15 protein-coding genes and 1 tRNA gene are annotated in these 22,177 nt (G+C 45.6%); 14 read left to right on the top strand and 2 right to left on the bottom strand.

The genetic code is table 11. The features are described 5' to 3' along the window. Positions 1-25: 25 nt before the first annotated feature. From DCM90_RS07305 to DCM90_RS07260, 10 genes are all read left to right on the top strand, one after another. Positions 26-430: an Hsp20/alpha crystallin family protein gene (locus DCM90_RS07305; protein WP_109250714.1), complete on the top strand. Its 405-nt coding sequence runs from the start codon at positions 26-28 to the stop codon at positions 428-430. A gap of 320 nt (positions 431-750) precedes the next feature. After that, positions 751-822: transfer RNA gene (locus DCM90_RS07300), tRNA-Glu, on the top strand. A 137-nt stretch (positions 823-959) separates the two neighbouring features. Further along, positions 960-3,317, top strand: a complete 2,358-nt coding sequence (locus DCM90_RS07295; RefSeq protein ID WP_109250713.1) for a cation-translocating P-type ATPase — start codon at positions 960-962, stop codon at positions 3,315-3,317. Between the two features lie 88 nt (positions 3,318-3,405). Beyond that, positions 3,406-3,933 (top strand): DUF1836 domain-containing protein, encoded by a 528-nt coding sequence (locus DCM90_RS07290; protein ID WP_109250712.1) that lies wholly within the window; start codon positions 3,406-3,408, stop codon positions 3,931-3,933. 321 nt (positions 3,934-4,254) lie between these two features. Then, complete coding sequence (adhE, locus tag DCM90_RS07285; protein ID WP_109250711.1) at positions 4,255-6,873, top strand: bifunctional acetaldehyde-CoA/alcohol dehydrogenase; 2,619 nt, start codon at positions 4,255-4,257, stop codon at positions 6,871-6,873. Between the two features lie 394 nt (positions 6,874-7,267). Continuing rightward, positions 7,268-7,951: an aggregation-promoting factor gene (apf, locus tag DCM90_RS07280; protein ID WP_109250710.1), complete on the top strand. Its 684-nt coding sequence runs from the start codon at positions 7,268-7,270 to the stop codon at positions 7,949-7,951. A 198-nt stretch (positions 7,952-8,149) separates the two neighbouring features. Further along, on the top strand, positions 8,150-9,304 hold the full coding sequence (locus tag DCM90_RS07275) for an alpha/beta hydrolase (RefSeq protein WP_165815249.1): 1,155 nt from the start codon (positions 8,150-8,152) through the stop codon (positions 9,302-9,304). Between the two features lie 191 nt (positions 9,305-9,495). Then, entirely contained in the window at positions 9,496-10,215 is a 720-nt protein-coding gene (locus DCM90_RS07270) for a LysM peptidoglycan-binding domain-containing protein (RefSeq protein WP_109250708.1), read from the top strand. A gap of 368 nt (positions 10,216-10,583) precedes the next feature. Then, complete coding sequence (locus DCM90_RS07265) at positions 10,584-11,249, top strand: HD domain-containing protein (protein WP_109250707.1); 666 nt, start codon at positions 10,584-10,586, stop codon at positions 11,247-11,249. A gap of 21 nt (positions 11,250-11,270) precedes the next feature. Further along, complete coding sequence (locus DCM90_RS07260) at positions 11,271-12,011, top strand: CPBP family intramembrane glutamic endopeptidase (protein ID WP_165815248.1); 741 nt, start codon at positions 11,271-11,273, stop codon at positions 12,009-12,011. Between the two features lie 21 nt (positions 12,012-12,032). Here the strand turns inward: DCM90_RS07260 and DCM90_RS07255 are convergent, their stop codons facing one another. Continuing rightward, entirely contained in the window at positions 12,033-12,812 is a 780-nt protein-coding gene (locus DCM90_RS07255) for a hypothetical protein (protein ID WP_109250705.1), read from the bottom strand. Further along, on the bottom strand, positions 12,805-13,305 hold the full coding sequence (locus DCM90_RS07250; protein WP_109250704.1) for an aminoacyl-tRNA deacylase: 501 nt from the start codon (positions 13,303-13,305) through the stop codon (positions 12,805-12,807). The genes DCM90_RS07255 and DCM90_RS07250 overlap by 8 nt, the downstream gene beginning before the upstream one ends. A 187-nt stretch (positions 13,306-13,492) precedes the next feature. On the opposite strand from DCM90_RS07250, the gene DCM90_RS07245 reads away from it, so the two are divergent. The 4 genes from DCM90_RS07245 to ptcA all read left to right on the top strand — a co-directional run bounded on the left by DCM90_RS07245 (position 13,493) and on the right by ptcA (position 22,145). After that, positions 13,493-14,218: a GntR family transcriptional regulator gene (locus DCM90_RS07245; protein ID WP_109250703.1), complete on the top strand. Its 726-nt coding sequence runs from the start codon at positions 13,493-13,495 to the stop codon at positions 14,216-14,218. Between the two features lie 298 nt (positions 14,219-14,516). Next, a complete protein-coding gene (locus DCM90_RS07240) occupies positions 14,517-16,898 on the top strand; it encodes a phosphoketolase family protein (protein ID WP_109250702.1) in 2,382 nt (793 codons plus the stop codon). Positions 16,899-17,626: 728 nt separating this feature from the next. Then, on the top strand, positions 17,627-20,743 hold the full coding sequence (locus DCM90_RS07235; RefSeq protein ID WP_109250701.1) for a YfhO family protein: 3,117 nt from the start codon (positions 17,627-17,629) through the stop codon (positions 20,741-20,743). A 367-nt stretch (positions 20,744-21,110) separates the two neighbouring features. Beyond that, positions 21,111-22,145 carry a putrescine carbamoyltransferase gene (gene ptcA, locus DCM90_RS07230; RefSeq protein ID WP_109250700.1) on the top strand — a complete coding sequence of 345 codons (1,035 nt, stop codon included), beginning with the start codon at positions 21,111-21,113 and terminating at the stop codon, positions 22,143-22,145. Positions 22,146-22,177 lie beyond the last annotated feature (32 nt).

The following is a 22,177-nucleotide window of genomic DNA, read 5'->3' as shown; positions in this document are numbered from 1 at the left end:
AACCTTAACCAAGGGGGAATTTAGAATGGGAAACCTTAATCTGGACCCCAAGCACCTTTTTAATCAGGTGGGGGAACATTTCAACCAAATGGTAGCGCCAAAGTTAATGAAGACGGATATTGTGGAGACTAAAACCCAATATTTGGTGGATGTTGACTTGCCAGGGTTCAAAAAACGTCATTTACACGTTGATTACCGTGAGGATACTTTGCGAATTGCAGCGAAGTATGAAGCAGCAGGAACGGTTGAAAATTCGTCTGATCATCTTATGCTTCAAGAAAGATTGACGGAGGACCTTTCGCGGGCCTTTTATCTGCCTAACGTTGATCGTGACAAGATCGAAGCCACTTTTGAAGATGGCGTCTTACACTTAAGCCTTCCCAAGATTAATCAGGACGGCGAAGGAATGCATAATATTCCAATTGAATAGGCAAAAAGATGGGGGCAGGGACATAAGACGTTCAGGCCATGCCAAATAGGATAAAGGACCAGGTTCGATTGTATTTTGATCGGATTTGGTCCTTTATCCTATTTGGTTGTGGTCTGTCTTATGTCCCGTAACTACTGGTTCGAAAGCATTCTGCTAAGGATGAAGAGCTTTCGGACCATGTTGCAAGAGTCAGATTTTTAAGCGAAGCGGGCCTAATGTTCCAATTATTCTCTTTGTTGTATCAATATAATTAGGCAAATTTATCCGTTTGTCAGTAGATTTTCCTAATTAATTTCGATATGATAGTAACATATTAAAGCGACCCGTTGGTCAAGTGGTTAAGACACCGCCCTTTCACGGCGGTAACATGGGTTCAAATCCCGTACGGGTCAGCAGTAATCCCTTCTCTTGGAGAAGGGATTTTTTTATTCCTTAAATCCTCCTCAAGAATCAACGGTCTCACGGGCGAAAGTGAGCAGAATTGAGTACAATAGAAAGTGTAGGTAAAACGATGGAGGTGTGGGATCACATGGAGAAATCAAAGCAGGAGCCAACTAATTTGGCAACCGGACTAACGACTAGTGAAGTTCAGCAGCGCGTTGCTAGCGGACAGCAAAATGATGCCCTGCCGCCGTTGACTCGATCGGTAAAGCAAATCTTTCGGGATAATGTGTTCACCCTATTTAACGCCATTAATTTAGTTCTTGGAGCCCTAGTTTTGGTGACGGGAAGTTATAAAAACCTGCTTTTTTTGGGGGTTGCAGTGGTGAATACGGCCATTGGGATCTACCAAGAAATTCGCTCGAAACATCAAATTGATGAAATGACCCTGTTATCTGAGGGGGTAATGACGGTTAGGCGGGATGGCCAGCCACTGGAAGTCCGACAGGAAGAGGTTGTATTAGGCGATTTATTGTTATTGGGCCGCGGGGATCAGGTGCCCGTTGATGGAATTGTACGTGAGACGACGGGAATTGAAGTGGATGAATCCCAAATTACGGGTGAATCCGATTCAATCTTCAAACAAACGGGGGATGCCGTCACGTCTGGCAGCATTCTCATGAGTGGCCAAGCAGTGATTCAGGCTACTGCCGTGGGAGAAAATAGCTTTGTGAAGCGTCTTTCTACGGAGGCCAAGCACGAAAAACAGAGCGCAAGTCAGCTACTGGCAACGATTAACAGAATTATTAAAATTTTGACGTACACCATCATTCCGTTGGGGGCCATCTTATTTGCCTCCAAAATGCTGCACGGCAACGACCTTAACCAGTCAATTCTAGGGACGGTCGCTGCCATGGTGGGAATGATTCCTGAAGGTCTAGTGCTATTGACGTCCGTGGCTTTAGCTGCTGGAGCGGTAACCTTAGCCCGGAAACACGTTCTAGTTCGGGACTTGCCCGCCATTGAGGCCTTAGCCAGAGTAGATGTCCTGTGTTTGGATAAGACCGGGACCATCACGAGTGGTCGATTAAAGTTAGCGGCAGTTAAGCCCCTCGGTCCCTTAGATGAAGGTGGGCAGAAACAGGCGCTGAGTGCCATTGTGCGGGCAACGGAGGATACTAATGAAACGGCCATGGCATTACAATCAGCGCTGCCCGAAGTAAACTGGGCCGTTGATAGCGTTATGCCGTTCTCATCGGAACGGAAGTGGAGTGGGGCCAAGTTTAGGGACCACGGCATTTTTGTCATGGGGGCACCAGAGTTTATTTTCAGTCCAGTTCCAGACGGGGTGACCGAGCAAATCAACGGGTACGCTGAAGCGGGGGACCGGGTCTTAAGCCTGGCGACGGCCGAAGATGTTCGGGATCATCAGTTAGTGAATCCAACCCTTCAAGGCCTTGTCTTAATCAGCGATGAACTGCGGCCAAACGCCAAGTCCACGCTGCGTTACTTTAAGAATCAAGATGTGTCGCTGCGGGTCATTTCGGGGGACAACCCCGCCACGGTGGCCAGCATTGCTAAGCGTGCCGGGCTAGACGGAGCCGATCAGTTCGTTAACATGAGCCAAATTACGGATGAGGCAGACGACGGACAATATGACGACCTAGTGGCCCATGAAACCATTTTTGGTCGGGTTACGCCCGCTCAGAAGAAACGACTCATTGCTGCGTTTCAACGGGCTGGCCACACCGTAGCTATGACGGGTGACGGGGTCAACGATATTTTAGCGATGCGGCAGTCGGACTGCAGCGTGGCCATGGCAAGTGGGAGTGAAGCAACAAAGAGCATTGCCGACTTCGTCCTGCTGGATTCTAACTTTGATGCGATGATTAACGTGCTCAATGAGGGCCGGCGGGTTATCAATAACATTGAGCGGGTCGCATCGTTATACCTGATTAAAACGATGTACTCGGTAATGCTAACGCTGATTTTTATTTTTATGACGCGTAGTTACCCGTTTCAACCCATTCAATTAACGCCCATTTCGGTTCTGACCGTGGGGATTCCCACCTTCTTTTTGGCCCTTGAGCCGAACTATCAGCGCTTAACGGGGCAGTTCATGGAGAAGGTGATGCAGATTGCGGCCCCGGCGGCGATCTGCGACGTGGGGTATATTTTAGTCATTATGTACCTGGGCGACTTGCTGGCCCTCAATTACACGCAGACTTCAACGTTAAGCGTGATGTTTACGGGTGTGATTGGGCTATTTGCCTTACTGCTGGTCGCTCGGCCGCTAAACCGTTTGAAGATCGGCCTGGTGACGCTTATGGCCGTATGCTTCGTTAGTATTTTCGTCTGGGGCGGTCCACTATTTTCACTCGCTTCCATTTTTAATTGGAAAATGGCCGTGATCTACGTACCCCTGCTTATTAGCGCCTATCCCGTCTACTACTTAGTCCAAGGAATCCTAGGCAAACGGGTTTTCAGTAAAATTCATTGGCGGTAAATCTTTTTTATACTTTCATGATGTTATCTAGTCGTTAAAACTAGGTAACGTGATATAATGGAATAAAGAAGCTCAGGAGGGATTGCTTATGAACGATTTTGAACAGTACAAACGTTGGGAACAGCAGATGCATCACATCAAATTACCCCGGTGGGACGATTTGCCGAACTTTGATTTGTACATGGACCAAGTGATTGCACTGATCAATGATACGTTAGGCCCCCTAGGAGTGGATACTATCACGCCCGCCATGATTAATAACTACGTTAAACACAAGGTGATTATGGCCCCAATCAAGAAAAAGTATCAGACCATGCAGCTCGCTGACATTATCATGATTTCGCTGCTAAAACCCATGTTTCAAACGGATACGGTTCGCGAGGGTATTGATCAGATCACGGCAGGTAAGTTTCCGAAGCAGGCCTACGATAACTTCATGGATCAGCTGGAGATGCAGCTGCACCGGCTAGGCGACACCTACGAGGTCAGTTCAACGGACAACCTGAACGAAAACTTGGTGCAGGTAGCGATTAATGCGATTGTAGCTAGGTTGCAGTCGGAACGGTTATTGCAAATCGTTCATCGGCCACTTCAGGAAGTTAAGGAAACGAAATAGTGATTGGCGGATTAGCTAAAACCAAGTGAAAGCTTGCGTTTGAACTAATCCGCCTATTTTTTTATTCACACACTCTTTCGATTTGACTGGTCCATAGCGTGAACGTCTTAAAGTGATTTTTTGAACAAATAAAATTAATTTGGTGATAATGTATTCGCTTACAACGCCTATTTAATGAAAACAGGCGTTTGTTAGGGCTGGGAGGGTAGAAAAACAATAAGTGATTTTTTGAACAAACGGGTTTACATTTTAAAAAAACGTGCTAAACTATTAATTGTGAATGAGATAACAAACCTGAATCAATAAACGGAGGCATAAGACATGGCTAAAAGTACAAAAACGCAAGAAAAGCCAAAACCATCAGTTTCTGTAGATGATTATATTAATAACATGGTGGACAAAGCCCAAGTTGCTTTGAATACTATGGATAACTTTACTCAAGAACAAGTTGACCACATCGTTCACCAAATGGCGATCGCTGGATTGGATCAACACATGAAATTAGCTGAAATGGCCGTTGAAGAAACGGGCCGTGGTTCAGTAGAAGATAAAGCCATTAAAAACATTTTTGCGACCGAAGAAATTTGGCACAAAATTAAAAACGATAAGACGGTTGGCATCATTGATGATGACCAAGACCGTCAGTTGATTTCCGTCGCTGAACCCCTTGGGGTGTTAGCCGGGATCACACCCGTTACTAACCCAACGTCAACGGTGCTCTTCAAGAGTTTGATTGCCGTTAAGACGCGGAACCCAATTATCTTTAGTTTTCACCCTCAAGCCCTGGAATGTTCCATGGCAGCTGCAAAGGTTGTCTATGATGCAGCCGTTGCTGCTGGGGCACCAAAAGACGTTATTCAATGGATTGGGACTAACGATTACGGGGTTGAAGCCGTTAGCAAGTTAATCAACAACGATGGGGTTGCCAGCACGTTAGCTACCGGGGGTCCCGGTATGGTGAAGGCCGCTTACTCCACCGGTAAGCCAGCCCTAGGTGTTGGACCTGGTAATGGTCCTGTCTACATTGAAAAGACGGCTAAGATTGAACGGGCCGTTAACGACATTGTCCTTTCTAAGACGTTTGATAACGGGATGGTTTGTGCCACTGAAAACAGTGCTGTAATCGATGCCGAAATCTACGATGCCGTTAAGGAAGAAATGGAAGCACGTCGGGTCTTCTTTGTTAAACAAGAGGACATCGAAAAGTTAACTGACTTCATGTTTAAGCCGGATGGCGGCGTTAAGGGCCCAATCCCTGGGATGTCTGCCGTTGCTATTGCTAAGGGGGCTGGAATTGATGTCCCTGATGATACCAAGGTTTTAGCAGCTGAAGTTTCGAAGGTTGGCCCAGATGAACGAATTTCTGGTGAAAAACTTTGTCCCGTAATCTCAGTCTACAAGGCTAAGGATCAAGAAGACGGCTTCCGGATTTGTGACGCTATCCTTCACTATGGTGGAATGGGTCACACGGCTGGGATCCAAACTGAAGATGACGAAGTGGCCACTCAGTTCGGAATTCAAATGAAGGCTTCCCGGATCTTAGTCAACACCCCAACTTCATTAGGTGGGATCGGTAACCTTTACAACGAAATGATTCCTTCATTAACGTTAGGGACTGGTTCATGGGGTCACAACTCAATTTCTCACAACGTTTCTTCATTCGACTTAATCAACATTAAAACTATCGCAAAGCGGCGAAACAATATGCAATGGATTAAATTACCTCGTGTTTACTTTGAAAAGACTTCCGTCCGTTACCTGAACGATATGCCTGGTATTCACCGTGTATTTATCGTAACGTCACCATCCATGGTTTCGAATGGGTACGTGGACACAGTGCTGAACGAATTAAAACGGCGTCCTGATGGTTTCCGCTACGCAATGTTCTCTGACATTTCGCCGGACCCAGATACGGATACGGTTGACCGTGGGGTTGCGCTGATGCGTGAATTCCAACCAGATACCATTATTGCCCTTGGTGGTGGGTCACCACTGGATGCTGCCAAAGCAATGTGGTTGTTCTACGAGCATCCAGACGCAAACTTCTTTGGTGCTAAGCAGAAGTTCTTGGACATCCGGAAGCGGACTTATCAGCTGGATAAGGCTAACAAGGCCCAGTTCGTTGCCATCCCAACCACGTCCGGAACGGGTTCCGAAGTGACACCATTTGCTGTTATTACGGATTCTAAGACCCACGTTAAGTACCCGTTAGCTGATTACGCTTTGACACCAGACGTTGCCATTGTGGACAGTCAATTCGTTATGACGGTTCCAAAACGGACGATCGCAGCTTCAGGACTGGATGTTTTGACCCACGCCCTTGAATCCTACGTTTCCGTGATGGCGTCTGATTACACTCGGCCATGGTCCTTACAAGCGATCAAGATGGTCTTCGATAACCTGACCGCTTCATACAACGGCGACCAGCATGCCAGAGAAGAAATGCATAACGCAGCAACCATTGCCGGGATGGCCTTTGGGAACTCATTCCTTGGGATTACCCATTCCATCGCTCACAAACTTGGTGGGGCCTTTGGTTTAACCCACGGGATTGCCATTGCCATTACGTTGCCACATGTCATCCGTTACAACGCCCAGGAACCAAGCAAGATGACTGCATGGCCTAAGTACGAAGCCTACCGGGCTAACTCTGATTACGCGAACGTTGCGCGTTACCTCGGCTTAAAGGGTAATACTGACGATGAATTAGTGGAAGCCCTCGTTCAAAAGTTCATTGAACTTGCTCACTCAGTTGACGTTACCTTAAGTCTGAAGGCTAACGGCGTTGACAAGGATGAATTTGAATCCAAGGTTGGCAGTTTAGCTGAATTAGCTTACGAAGATCAATGTACGACGGTTAACCCTCGTGAACCATTAGTGACCGAACTGGCCCAAATTATGAAGAACGAGTACGACGGTACGGACGTTGAAGGCAAGTAACTCAGTTTTACAGCAGCATTAAGTTAATAATATAGGAAGGCACCTCAAAATTACCGTATTGATCGGTAATTTGGGGTGCCTTTTTTATGATGATATAGCGTTTAGTAATAACTGTTTATTATATGCATTAATTATAGCTTATCGTTTTTAAGAAACAAATTTAGTTCGAAAAAGCCAGGTTATTTTTCATGCGTTTGAAACAAAATGCAATATACAAAAAGCTATGGTGCGTGGTGTTGATTGAAAAACATCATTTCAGTTTGATTACAAATAAGACAAAATGTAATAAAAAAGCGCCGTTTTTAACATGGACGTAAAAAAACGACAATTCACTCGTAACATTAAGCAGGTATCCTTATTACTCGTTAAGCAATTCAAGGAGGATATCAAGTACATGACTATCAAGAAAACATTAGTGACAACTTTGGGGACAGCTGCAGTAATCGGGGGCGGCTTAGCATTTACTGCTTCAACTGCGAGTGCCGATACTAACGTTACCGTAAAATCTGGTGACACGGTTTGGGGAATTTCTCAAGAATTCAACACGACCTTAGATGCAATTCAAAACGCCAACAAGTTAAGTGACGTCAACGTGATCTTCGTTGGTCAAACATTAACTATCCCTGGCGAAGATTCAGCTCAAGTTGCAACGAGTTCCAACACGACTTCAAACAACAACGCTGCATCAGCATCATCAACACAATCTTACACACCAGCTGCTAACTACAGTTCAGCAAGCAGCTCAGTTTCGAGCTCCGCTAACTACAGCAGCACGACTAACCAAGCTTCTGCATCTACTTCAACTAACACGACTCGTACAAGTTCTGCATCAGCTTCTACCACGACGGGTTCTTCATCTGAAGAAGCTGCTAAGGCATGGATTGCTGGTAAGGAATCCGGTGGTTCATACACTGCCACTAACGGTCAATACATCGGAAAGTACCAATTAAGTTCTTCATACTTAAACGGTGACTACTCTGCTGCTAACCAAGAAAAGGTTGCTAACAGTTACGTTAGCTCCCGTTATGGTTCATGGAGTGCCGCACAAGCATTCTGGCAAGCTAACGGTTGGTACTAAACTTAAAAACCAACGTTAAACCGCTCAGCGACTAAGGCGTATGCCTAGGCCGGTGAGCGGTTTTTTAGTTTGAAACAACTAACAAATGATTAGTGAAACGCTTGAGGCCCAAAGCTTCGGGCGTTTTTCTTTGCATTTTATGGACAGACTGTTTACGATAGGGGTGGTTCAACTTAACTAATGGAAGGGGAGTTTCATATGATTACGTGGACACCAACTGTAAAGGATTACAATGCTAAGCTTCGACGTTTGGAACAGAATGCAGATTTTGCAAAGAACGACGATAATGTTTGGTTTCGGGGAATTACAGATCCATGGGTCCCACAGTACAGTATGGATGATTTTAACGCTCATTTTCAACGGGATAACGGGGGCGCTTTTGCACCAACGTCAGAAATTATGAGTAAGGTTAAAAATCGGCCAAATAGTGAAGCTGATCAGGCAGCGTACCGCTGGCGTGACCGAATGGGGTCAGAAGGGATCGATCTGTCGCACGGGGTAACAACGACTAAGGTCTATACGGATGGCGATCCTAAATTACCAATTACAGTATATACCCCACAAATGAGCGATCCTGACGAAGAGTTAGGGGCCATTGTGGCTTACCATGGTGGTGGATGGATTGGCGGTAACGTTTTAGTCAACCAAAACTTCTGTCGTTACATGGCTGAACAGGCTCATATGCGCGTCTTTAACGTTGACTTTCGGTTAGCACCTGAATATCCAGCAATGGCCGGGTTTGACGACTGTTACGCTGCCTTGAACTGGATTGTGGATAATGCGGGTGACTTACACGTTGATTTAAACACGGTGGCGGTATACGGTGACAGTGCAGGGGGAACCACTGCAGCTGCCGTTGCTTACCAAGACCGTAAAGACGGGCATAATTACGTTACCCATCAATTTATGGCCTACCCATGTTTGACGTTGGACCATGACGTTGCGGAAAAGATTGACTGGCCGGCATCGAAATACCATTTCAATTCAGTCACAAAGGAACGCTATGATAATGATCAATTATTTGTAGGAAAAGGAATGGATACATTACGTCAAGTCTATGTTGGAAGCCAAAATGTTGACGATCCTCGGATTTCACCAATTGAAATTCCAGATGATATTATGGCAAAGATGCCACAGGCCTTGATTGCCATTGATGAATTTGATCCATTACGGCCCCAAGGCTACCTGTACGCAAAGAACTTGGCTAAGGCTGGCGTTAACTCCCACAGTATGTGTTACTACGGCATGAGCCACGCCTTCCTTGATAAGTTTGGGATCTTTGCTCAGGGTCAACACTTTGCTGATACCGCCGCAACTTGGCTTCACCAGGGCTTGACCGGGCAAACAAAGTAAGCGAGTCACCGACGGAAATGTGAATGAAAGCCCTCTAATTAAACTAAACGGTTAAAAATATTACAGAATGTAACAAAACCCTTGGTTTCTTAACGTGTTTGACATGTGATGTCAATTTATTAGTAACACAAACCGTGTATTCTAATAGACATCAAGTTAAGCAACACAAATCAAGGAGGACTTTCGTTTACATGAAAATCAATAAGACTTTAGCTTCAACCTTAGGTACCGCAGCTGTATTAGGAATTACCTTATTAGCAGGGACGACTTCAGCAAGTGCCGACACCACTGTTACTGTTAAATCCGGCGACACGGTTTCAGAAATTGCACAAGCTTACAACTCAACTATTTCTGGCATCGAAAAGGCTAACAACTTAACGAACGACCTGATCTACGTTGGTGATCAATTAACTGTACCTACGGATGATGATGCAACCACAACTACTTCAACAAGTAGCCAACAAACCACTGGTTCATACACGCCATCGTACACTTACACACCATCAACAACGAGCTCATACAACACGAACTCTAACAGCTCAGCTGCTTCAACGAGCTCAAACAGTTCTTCTGCTTCAACTAAGAGCTACTCCAACACAGCAGCAACTAGTTCAAGCAACAACTCGAGCTCAACTTCAACTAGTTCAACTTCTTCCTCATCAGTAGGAAGCTCAGTATCATCAGTTGCTAGTGCAATGGCTGCTAAGACCGGAGTATCTGCTTCGACTTGGCAACGGATCATCATGCGTGAATCTGGCGGTAACGGTAACATCTCTAACGCTTCATCAGGTGCATACGGTTACTTCCAATTACTAGGCCATGGTGAACACTCTGGTATGTCAGCTGCTGAACAAGTTAACATGGCTGCTAGTGTTTATGAAGCACAAGGTATGGCTGCCTGGGGCGAATAATTTCAACCCATCATTAAACAAATATATGACTAAAGCGGAAGGTCGATTGATCTCCCGCTTTTTATTTGAGGCCGGGACATAAGATGTTTAGACCATGCCGAATAGGGAAAAGGCCCAAGTTTGATTGTATTTTGATCGGATTTGGGCCTTTTTCCTATTGGATTGTGGTCTGTCTTTAGTCGGGATCCGCTTCTCAACTTTCTGCGGTTAACCATGCCGCAAGAATCGCTTTTTTAAGCGAAGCGGTCCTAATGTTCTAAACCTTTTTATTTGTCTAAAGCATGATCGAATTTTGATCGTGCTTTTTTTGCTGACGAATGGAACGGAACGTGGGAAAATAGGGGAGAGCAACTAAAGGAGGAAGCGGTATGAATGCAAATGAACAGCAACAGTTAGAACAAATTAAAGATTATGCGTTAGGTCAGGCGACCGATGATGAAACGGGTCACGGGGTTGACCACATTATGCGCGTTGTTCGCATGGCAAAAACCATTTTGCGCCGGATCCCTCAGGCCAATGAACTCATTACCTTGGCGGCGGCCTACCTGCATGACACCTATGATGAAAAACTGGTGACTGATGTTCCGGCGGCTAAGCAGGCACTCCGCGATACCTTAACGACCATTGGCTTAACAGCCGATCAGGTTAGCCAGATTTTTGCTATTATCGATAATATGTCCTATTCTAAGTCCTTAGAGGGGGCCGCTCAGCCGCTTACGCTGGAGGGACAGGTGGTTCAAGATGCAGATCGGTTGGATGCCATCGGGGCCATTGGCATTACCCGGGCCATTTATTACGGGGGCCGGTTTGGCGAAAAAGTATACGACCCTAGTATTGCTCCCCGAACGGACATGAACCATGATGAATACCGCAACCTTGATCACGAAACGATCATTAATCATTTTTACGAAAAACTCTTAAAATTAAAGGACCTGATGAACACGGATGTGGCGGTATCAATTGCGGCTCACCGGCAAGAAGTTATGGTCGATTTTCTGGGTGAATACCAAGCGGAATGGCACGGTGAAGAGTAGGTCAGCTAGGAGGTTGAAATGATGCAAAAAACAAGTTGGACAAAACTGATTACCATTTGGTTTGCGTTTATTATCGTCGTGTTAGGTGCTAACGCCCTTTTCCCTAAGTCGTGGAATTTTTCCACCCGGCTTATTGTGCAGGAATTAATTGCTATTGCTGTTATCCTCACTTTAAATTATTTTTGGATTCATCAACCACTCCATTTTAAGTCGGACGTACCCGCAAAAACGATTCTGATGGTGAACAGCTTAACCATAATCGTCTGCTTACAGGCAATCCTAGTATGGACTCAAACTAAAAATGCGAACGTTGAAACCGCCCTTATTATTGGGGTGTGCGCTGGGGTTACAGAGGAACTTCTCTTCCGGGGGATCTTACTTCCTGGGACCCTATCCCATTTTTCTGGCCATGCCGGAATGTGGCGGACAGTTCTCATTGTGAGTGTTCTATTTGGTGCCACGCACATGGTCAATCTAGGCGCCCATCAAGTCATTGAAGCGACTCTGGTTCAGGGGCTCAACGCCTTCTTCTTGGGGTTATTCTTAGCAGCCCTCTACCTGCGGACCCGAAGCCTAATTTGGCCAATGCTGTTTCACGGAATAAATGACTTCGAGGCGTCACTTGGTGTCAGCGGTTCAATCATTTACACCCACGGGCTAGCTATTCTACCCCTGTTAGGTCCCTGGATTTTGATGTTGGCCGTTTCCATCTTCTTGTTGCGGAAGAGTAAGACGCAGCGGGTGTATGAAGTGGTGGAATAGCAAAAAAGGGTCGCTGAACTATCAGCGACCCTTTTTTATAGCAATTATTATCCGCAACAGGAAATAGGTCAAGCAGCTTAAAATAAAGGAATACATTAAGATGACGGTCAAACTCACCGCAAATCGGGTGGCGCCGTTGGCAAATGCCGTCACAATGCCAAAGACGGTGAGACCACTGGTTAATGCAACGATGAGAACCAGATAGCTTAACAGTCCCACCTTTGAATTAAGGTAATCAGCCGTACTGAGGTCAAAGCCGCCAATACAGATGCTAAGGGAGAGGATAATCAAGGTTACCCAGTGCCACCACGGGGTTGACGACTGACTGATGGTGGCCAGAAAATGCTGAAGTTGAGTCCACGTGGGATTCTGCTTTAAAGGGGTCATCCCCGCAAAGGCCTCGGGCGTTAACCAAGCCATCAAAGCAAGGAGGGCCCCCGTACAGCCGAAAATGGGAGCTACACCGATAAAGAGGTTACCGACCGTTTGATACAGGTTGTTTTGATTCCAGGTGTGGTTAACGGATCCCAGGGAAAGATCGGGGTCCTCGTTTTTCGGAAACCGTAACAGGGTGACATGGGTGATGTGGTGGCCAAACAGAAGAGCCACCACTAAATGGCTCGCTTCGTGAATAATGATGCCTAAGCTTCCTAATACGGCCTCGCTGCGCATCCCGAAGTACTGGGCCAATAACTCCTTAATTTGGCGGTTTACCCAGGTTAACAGGGTGATAAATAGGACGGGAACGACCACCAGATCCAAAAGCACCTGCGTATTGACTTCGAATAGGGTCTTAATCATGGGCTTCTAAATCGGCAAACGTCCCGGAGACGAGATGGGCCAGGTCATTGGCGTCGAGAATAACGGACCGGCCGATTTGCCCCGAAGAGACGGCAATTTGGCCCTGATCTTGGGCGACCTCATCAATATAAATGGGGTACTTGCTTTTCTCCCAAATGCCGATGGGGGTGTTGGCGCCGTGTTCGTAACCGGTGGTCTTTTGGAGGTCCTTCAAGGGGATCATGTTGACTTTTTTGTTGCCGGACACCTTAGCCAGCTTTTTTTCATCTAAGTGTCGGTCAATGGGAAGTACCCCGATCACGGGGCCCGTTGTGTTACCTAGGAGAGCCAGCGTTTTATAAACGTGATGGTCGTCATTGGTATGAACCGCGGACTGAACGTCACCATCCGTATAGGTTTCAAACACTAACTGTTGGTAGGGAATTTTGTTCTTATCGAGGATCTGTTCCACAAGGGTTTTGTGCAACCGCCCCTTCTTGCTTTTTTTCGCCATGTTGGTTCACCTTCTTACCGCCTAGTTTAGCATGTTTTATGGACCGAGACGAGTCGGGTTTTTAGAAATTGGATTGGACTTTTAAAATGACTGGACCGCATATCTTTGCGAGAAACAAGACACGGGTTCTAAAACCTGTTATACTGGGTGGGTTAAAGACCATCCAGTGAAGATTAGAGGAGTCGTCATGGCAGATTTAGTGTACCGACAGGTAATGCACGATCTAAAGCAGCGGATATATCAAAATCAGTTTCCGAATAAAAAATTACCGGATGAACGAAGCTTAAGCGAAGAGTACCAAGTCAGCCGGAGTTCCATTAAACGCGCGCTTAACGTCCTGGCCAACCAGGGCATTATTTTTAAAAAGCGCGGTTCCGGAACCTTTATTAATCCACTATACCTAAAAAATCAAAGTATTTTTAAATACGAGGGATCGAACCTCGGGGTAACCGATAGTATGAAGTCGGCGGGAGCCACCCCGGGCATTAAACTCCTGGCGTTTAACGTTGTCTCGGCCACGCCCGATCTGCAGCAGGAATTATTTTTGGATGCGGGCGACTTTGTGTACGAAATTAAACGGCTGCGGTTGTTTGATGATCAGCCGTTTATGATCGAGACGGGGTACATTCCCATTAAGATTGTCCCGGATTTAACGGCGCAAATTGTCTCGGGGTCGATTTTTAACTACTTAGAGACCCAGGGCAAAACGGCGACTAAGTCGTTTATGACCATTAAGGCTGCCCCATCTAACGCTGAGGACCAAGACCTATTGCGGCTAAAACCCACTGAACCGGTGGGGATTATGGAGGGAATTTTCTTCCTCGACGATGGGACTCCGTTTGAAGTGTCAAATATGAGGCTGCATTATAAATATTTAAATTACAATACGTTCGTTAATCTTGATGAAGAATAGCGGATTAAACAACCATCAAGAGTCGGAGAATTTCCCGACTCTTGATGGTTGTTTTTGGATAAACATTCAGGAACTAAATCCTCGCAATTATGGGGCCGATTTGACATAATAGAGGACTCCAGATACTGGGGTAATCAGTTTTTATGAATTGATACGGTCCAATTTATAAAAAGGTTGACTTATAGTAAAAATGGTTTATCATTGTCAGTGTAAATTACTCGAAGAAAACGAGTAAACCTTACGCCATAGTTCTATCAACAAGTTTTAGACTTTGATTTCAAAGAAGGAGTGTTAATTCATGGCAGTAGATTACGATTCCAAAGAATATTTGGAAGGTGTTATCAAGTACTGGAACGCCGCCAACTACCTTTCAGTTGGTCAATTGTTCTTACGTGACAACCCATTATTAAAGGGCGATTTAACTTCTGATGACGTTAAGATCAAGCCAATCGGCCACTGGGGTACGATTGCTTCTCAAAACTTCATTTACGCAGAATTAAACCGTGTCATCAACAAGTATGATTTAAACATGTTCTACATTGAAGGTTCAGGTCACGGTGGCCAAGTAATGGTTTCCAACTCTTACGTTGATGGTAGTTATACTGAAATCTACCCTAACATCACCCAGGATGAAAAGGGACTTCAACGCCTCTTCAAACAATTCTCCTTCCCAGGTGGAATTGCTTCCCATGCGGCACCTGAAACTCCAGGTTCAATGCATGAAGGTGGGGAACTTGGTTACAGTATTTCCCATGGGACTGGTGCAATCTTAGATAACCCAGACCAGATTGCCGCCGTTGAAGTTGGTGATGGTGAAAGCGAATCAGGTCCATTAGCTGCTTCATGGTTCTCCGACAAGTTTATCAACCCAATCACTGATGGTGCGGTATTACCAATCATCAACTTGAACGGGTTTAAGATTTCTAACCCAACCATCCTTTCCCGGATGACCGATGAAGAGTTAACCAACTACTTCAAGGGTATGGGCTGGGATCCAATGTTTGTTGAAACTGACGGTGCTGCTGATGATGTTATGCGGACTGCCGAAGCTATGGCTAAGGTTATGGATAGTGCAATCGAAAAGATTCAAGCTATTCAAAAGAATGCTCGTGACAACAATGACAACACTGAACCAATTTGGCCAATGATCATCTTCCGTTCACCTAAGGGCTGGACTGGTCCTAAGAAGGACAAAGATGGTAACCCAATTGAAGGTTCATTCCGGGCCCACCAAGTCCCATTAGACTTCTCTGCCGGCAACATGGACGACAAGGAAGAATTCTTAGCTTGGATGGAAAGCTATAAGCCAGAAGATCTCTTCAACCAAGACGGTTCAATCAAGCAAGACGTCATCGACATGGCACCTAAGGGTACTAAGCGGATGGCCATGAACCCAATTACTAACGGTGGGGTTAAGCCTGAACCATTAGACTTGCCTGACTACAAGAAGTACGCTGTTGATACTTCAACTCCAGGCAAGACGGTTGCTCAAGATATGGTGGTATGGTCAGACTACATCCGCGATACGATGAAGTTAAACCAACACAACTTCCGTGCGTTTGGTCCTGATGAATCCAAGTCTAACCGTCTTTACTCAATGTTAGACTACGGCAAGCGTCAATGGATGGAACCAATCCACGAACCAGCCGATGAAAACATGGCCCCACAAGGCCGGGTAATCGATTCTCAATTATCCGAACACCAAGATGAAGGTTTCCTTGAAGGTTACGTTCTGACGGGTCGTCATGGTTTCTTCGCTACCTACGAAGCATTCGGTCGGGTCGTCGACTCAATGTTAACCCAACACTTCAAGTGGTTACGGAAGGCCTCAGAACAATACTGGCGTCATGACTACCCATCATTGAACTTCGTTGATACGTCAACCGTATTCCAACAAGATCACAATGGGTACACTCACCAGGACCCAGGTATGCTGACTCACTTGTCAGAAAAGAAGCCTGAATTTATCCGTGAATACTTGCCAGCCGATGCTAACACCCTGTTAGCCGTTGGTGACGTCGTATTCCGGAGCCGCGAAAAGATCAACTTGATCGTTACTTCAAAGCACCCACGGCCACAATGGTTCTCAATTGAAGAAGCCACTAACCTGGTTCACAATGGTTTAGGCTACATTGATTGGGCATCAACTGACCAAGGCGAAGAACCTGATATTGTGTTCGCCGCTGCTGGGACTGAACCAACTTGGGAATCATTAGCTGCAATTTCTATCTTGCACGATAACTTCCCAGAAATGAAGATTCGCTTTATTAACGTTGTTGATATCTTGAAGCTTCGTTCACCTAAGTTGGACCCACGTGGTTTGAGCGACGAAGAATTCGACCGTTACTTCACGACTGACAAGCCTGTTATCTTTGCATGGCACGGTTTCGAAGGCATGATCAAGGACCTCTTCTTCGATCGTCACAATCATAACTTACACGTTCACGGTTACCGTGAAAACGGTGATATTACCACACCATTTGACATGCGGGTTCTTAACCAGCTCGACCGGTTCGACTTGGCTAAGGAAGCTGTCTTGGATCAACCTAAGTACGCCGTTAAGGGTGCCTCATTCGTTCAAAAGATGGATGACATGGTTGCTAAGCACACTGCCTACATCGATGAAGTGGGAACTGATTTACCAGAAGTTGAAAACTGGGAATGGAAGCCACTTAAGTAGTCTGTTCGACGACTAAGGTGCTCATCACCTAGTTAATTATGGCGCCGGGCAAGTTCAATCTGAACTTGCCCGGTGTTTTTTTGATTTGGCTTGACTAATGTCACGTAACTACTGGTACGAAGTCATCCGGACTTTGGATGAGGGACGTCGTGTTAAGTTGCAGATTTGTGTTTTTTGAGCGAAGCGGGCCTAATGTTCCAACCCCATTTTTTTGCACCTTCTGTGAAACATATTAGCGGGCCGATATTAGATTAACAAAGTAAGACAACCGCTAAAAAAAGCAACATGTAGTTCGAAACGTTAACAGGTATTAATTAGCCTTAGAAAAGCAAATGGGAAACGTTTTACACTGTTTACATGGTACAAATTATGTTTTACCTGTTATGGATTTGTAATATTACAATCGAATAAAAATTACCTGTGTGTGAAACATTTTTGTTATAATTACTCATGTCGATAACAGCTGAGTGGTAGCTGACGACTTGATAGGCTTGGCGAAAACCTAACTTGATATGTCCATACGTTTTGCTTAACTTAAATCGTTCATCAAGTTTATCAACCGGATGGGAAATCCCCGTTCTTTCTAAGGGTGTTGGCCTTAAAAAGAGCGGGGATTTTTCTTTGGTTTTAAGGAAAATTTGTTGAATTTTTAATGATCATTAGTTCCAAAATCATCAGGTAACGCCGTATAATGAATAATAGATATGTTTTAAGTTAGGGGAATTAGGGTGAAACGATTAACTTCCAAAAAAATTTATGCGCAGTTTACAATTTTATTTACCATTTTAGTCTGCATCATTTACGGAATCTTTCTACTTACGGGAAAATCATTTATCTGGTGGGGGGATGGATTAGCCCAGCACTATCCCATCCTGGTAAAGTTCTATGATTTACTCCACCACGGGTTTCCGGGGAGTTTATTTGGGTGGTCTTGGGCCCTTGGTTTAGGGGCGGATAAGTTAACTACCTTTTCTTACTACGTAACGGGGGATCCGTTTGCTTACCTTATTGCGGTATTTCCCAAGAATAGGATCGAAATGGGGTATAACCTCCTCGTTATTCTCCGGTTATTCTGTAGTGGGTTAGCTTTCCTGATATTTTCACGGCAGTTCAAGTTCAAGCCGCAAAGTCAGTTGCTTGGTAGTTTAGCCTACACCTTTACGGGTTACTCCCTGTTTGTGAGTGTTCGGCATCCCTTCTTCTTGTTGCCGATGATTCTGTTTCCACTGCTGGCCTATGGGATTGAGCGGATTTTCCGGGGGAAATCCTGGCTGCCGCTTGCTCTCGCAGTAGCGGTAACGTTGGCTAGCAACTTTTACTTTGCCTACATATTAGCGATTGGTAGTTTTGCGTACGCTGCAATGCGGTATGCGCGGTCGTGGATAGATCATCAGCCAATGCCGTTGTTTAAGACGCTTTGGCAGCTCGTGAAACCGGTAGTGACGGGCTTTTTATTATCCGCTATATTGTTTATTCCGTCCGTCATAGCCATGATGCAATCGACCCGGGTCAATTCAACGGCGCAGTTTGCTAATGGCTACTGGTTCTATCCCGTCAACTTTTACCTCAGCGTACCATCTTCCATCATCACTTCTCCGGGCCGGGCCGGCTTCTGGCTTAGTATGGGGATTAGTACGTTAACCTTTCTGGGAATCGTGTACGTTTTAAGTCATTACCGTCGTTACTTGGCGTTAAGCGTGACGTTGACTTTGATCCTGGTGGGGAGTTTATCACCGGTGGTCGCTGCCATTATGAACGGGGGCTCAACCCCGTCAGACCGGTGGATTCTTTTGGGCTGCCTTTTCTTTAGCTTGGCCCTCATGATTTTTGTCGACCACTTTAGTACGCTCACCCGGTATGATTATCGGGTCATGGTTGGCGCCGCTATCATTCTGGTTGGGTTAGTCTGGGTGGCTAACGGATTTATCTTTGATAATCCCATTCACGATTCCGTGTCGTACGGCCTCCTATTCGCCTTAATCGGGGTTCTGGCACTCCGCCAGCAACTAGGGTTGTCATCTAAAATGGCGTGGGGCACGGTTTGGGCCATTTTTGGCCTGAATCTGATCAGTAATGGTTACGGGTTCTTTAGTCCGAACGTCAGTCCAGATGGGATTAATTCGGAATTATTAACCCGTGGTTTAGCTACCGCCTACCAGAAGAAGTATTTAGATGGTGCGGATAAGTACGTCCGGGAACAATCTGGGTTCTACAGGAGCTCCACCGGAAAATATTATGATTATAAAGCTAACGCCAGTACGAACGTGGGCTTAAATAACGGCACCCACGATATTATGTCGTACTACTCGGTTCAAAATAAGTGGCTGGGGCAGTTCAGCAATGCAGTTCAAAACACGCAGGCCAATATGAATAAACCCATTAATCAGTTAGATGGACGGACGAGTTTGAGTAATTTGTTAGGGGTTAAATACCTGTTTATTCGGTCAAATCAACTGGGAACCCAAACGTTACCCTACGGTTACCACAAAGTTAAAAGCGTTAAGGATAAACCGACTCGGTTATACGGCAATGGAGTGGGAACTACCATCCTGAAGTCGAATAACGCGCTGCCGTTAGCCTACTTACAGACCTCAATTCTCAGCCAAACACAATTTAACCACCTGAACGGTGTTGATCGTGAACAGGCAATGACTTACGGGGCGTTGACGACTGGTAGCCGTAAGAACGTTAAAACGGTTGATTATCACTCCCAGGCCCAAACTTTGGATTACACAACTTCTGTCAATACGACCCGCGTTTTAGATTCCTTGCAAAAAGTGGTTCAAAACCGGCAGGATGATGCCGATCAAAAATCTGCGGATCATCAAGGTACCGGCGTAAAGACAGATTCAACCATGGCAACGACATCGACGTGGCTGAGTACGCCCGAAGACTTGGATAAGGAGCTGGCAACTGCCAACAATGAAAAATTAAAGAAGAGTTCAGCAGGGAAAGCATTGTTATCTGAAAACCGGGTTCAGTTAGAAACAGCTGTAAGAGAAAACCAGCAGATTGTGAAAAACAACCTTAAGGCGAATGAAGATGGCTTGCATGAGCTTACTTCCAGCAATACGGGCCAGCGACTTTCTTACCGGTTAACGCTCAGTAAACCGGAACTAACCAAGAATACGGAACTCTATCTTCAACTGGATGGGATTAAGGTCCAACCACGAACGATGACGGACTCGGTAACCAATACCAAAAATAAAAATACCTTTAATAACACGCCATATCCGTTTGACAGCCAGCTTCAAACCTGGCGCAAGGCAACCTCGGTTACGGGTGACGGAGCCTACAATGTTCAAGTGAAGAGCAAGCATAATTTGACCGGGTACAACCAACTAGGGTCAACGAACCTCTCCGATTACGAACCAAAGACGAGTCAACTACTCAATTTGGGGTACTCCAAGACCGCTAGAAAGACTGTTGATATTACTTTTGAAGGGGTCCAAGGAATTTCGTACAAGTCGGCTAAGATCATCGCAGTGCCGATGAACAAGTCCTATAGCCAACGGATGCAGCAGTTGAAGAAGCAAAAGCTGACCCAATTGTCCGTTCATAATGATGTTGTCACGGGGACGGCGACGTCGGATCAAGCCACCATTTTAACGACTTCCATTCCGTACTCCAAGGGATGGCAGCTTACTGTAGATGGACACCCAGCAAAAACCTCCCGGGTTAACGTGGGATTTGTTGGCGCACACCTACCGGCTGGGACCCATAAAATTAAGTTAACCTATCAGACACCCGGATTAAAACTAGGTGAGCTTTTGACGCTGGGCGGAATGATCATTTTCGTCAGTGCCGGGCTATTCCAACTATGGCGTCGGCGCCGTTCAGAGTAGTTAAGCGTTAAACAAATTAGATATCATTTCCACCACAAAGCAGGAACTTTAGTGTCATTCGATCGATTTTCGATCGGATTTAACTAGGGTTTCTGCTTTTTTGAACCCGAAATGTAACAAAACGATTGAGGAATTAGAATCGGATCGGTCAATTAATTAGTGTAGGGGATTAAATAAGTTGATGGCATGACGTTTTGGTCCGGGTGGAACATGTTCCGGGAAATGGAACAAAATTCATCGCCTTACATGGCGGGTCAGGAACCGCAAAAAGGGTTTAAAAAAGCGTTTACATTTTGTATTCTTAAATTGTTCCAAGGAACCAGCAAGCTAGTTAACCAATTTAAAAACATTTAAGGAGTGTGCCATTATGAAACGTGATTACATTGATACTAACTCTTACTCTCGTGAAGAAATCCAATACATTATTAAATTAGGTCTCCAAATTAAGAAGGACATCAAGGCGGGGAACTACCCCCAACTTTTGCCACACCGGACTTTAGGTATGATTTTTGAAGAATCATCGACTCGGACTCGGGTTTCCTTTGAAACGGCTATGACCCAATTAGGCGGTCACGCAGAATATTTGGCACCTGGTCAAATTCACTTGGGTAGTGCTGAAAGTGAATCCCTCGGTGACACCGGAACCGTTCTTTCCCGCTTAACGGACATTTTAATGGCTCGGGTAGCTAAGCACGAAACGGTCCAGGAATTAGCTGCGACTTCCACCGTTCCCGTCTTAAACGGGATGAGTGATTACAACCACCCAACCCAAGAAATGGGGGACATTATCACCATGGTGGAAAACTTACCAGCTGGTAAGAAGTTAAGTGACTGTAAAGTTGTCTTTGTTGGGGATGCCACTCAAGTTTGTGTTTCCATGATGTTCATGGCCACTAAGATGGGAATGGACTTCGTACAATTTGGTCCTAAGGACTTCCAAATGAAGGAATCCGCCATTGAAATTGGTAAGAAGAACGCCGCAGTATCCGGTGGGAGCGTCAGTGTTACCGATAATGCTGACGAAGCAATGGCGGGCGCCGACTTTATCTACACTGACGTTTGGTACGGTCTTTACGAAGCCCCACTCTCATACGACGAACGGATGAAGATCTTCTACCCTAAGTACCAGGTAAACGATGAATTAATGGCTAAGGCAGCTCCACACGCTAAGTTCATGCACTGTTTACCAGCCAACCGGGGTGAAGAAGTGACGGATAGTGTCATTGACTCACGGGCCTCACTGGTTTGGGACGAAGCCGAAAATCGCTTAACTTCCATCCGGGCCCTCCTTGTTTACTTGATGGAACCTTACATGAACTACACGGACGCACAATTAGATGGATTTAACGATCCGGAATTAGTTGAAATGCTATTGGACCGCGTTGACGATGCGACCCTCTAAACCTGTCCGTCCCTAGCGCAGCCAATGAAGGT

The sequence above is a fragment of the Levilactobacillus bambusae genome (genome assembly GCF_003124125.1).
In the GTDB taxonomy this organism is placed as follows: Bacteria; Bacillota; Bacilli; order Lactobacillales; family Lactobacillaceae; genus Levilactobacillus; species Levilactobacillus bambusae.
Note: the sequence above shows the minus strand (reverse complement) of the source record. Positions and strands in the feature narration are given on the sequence as shown.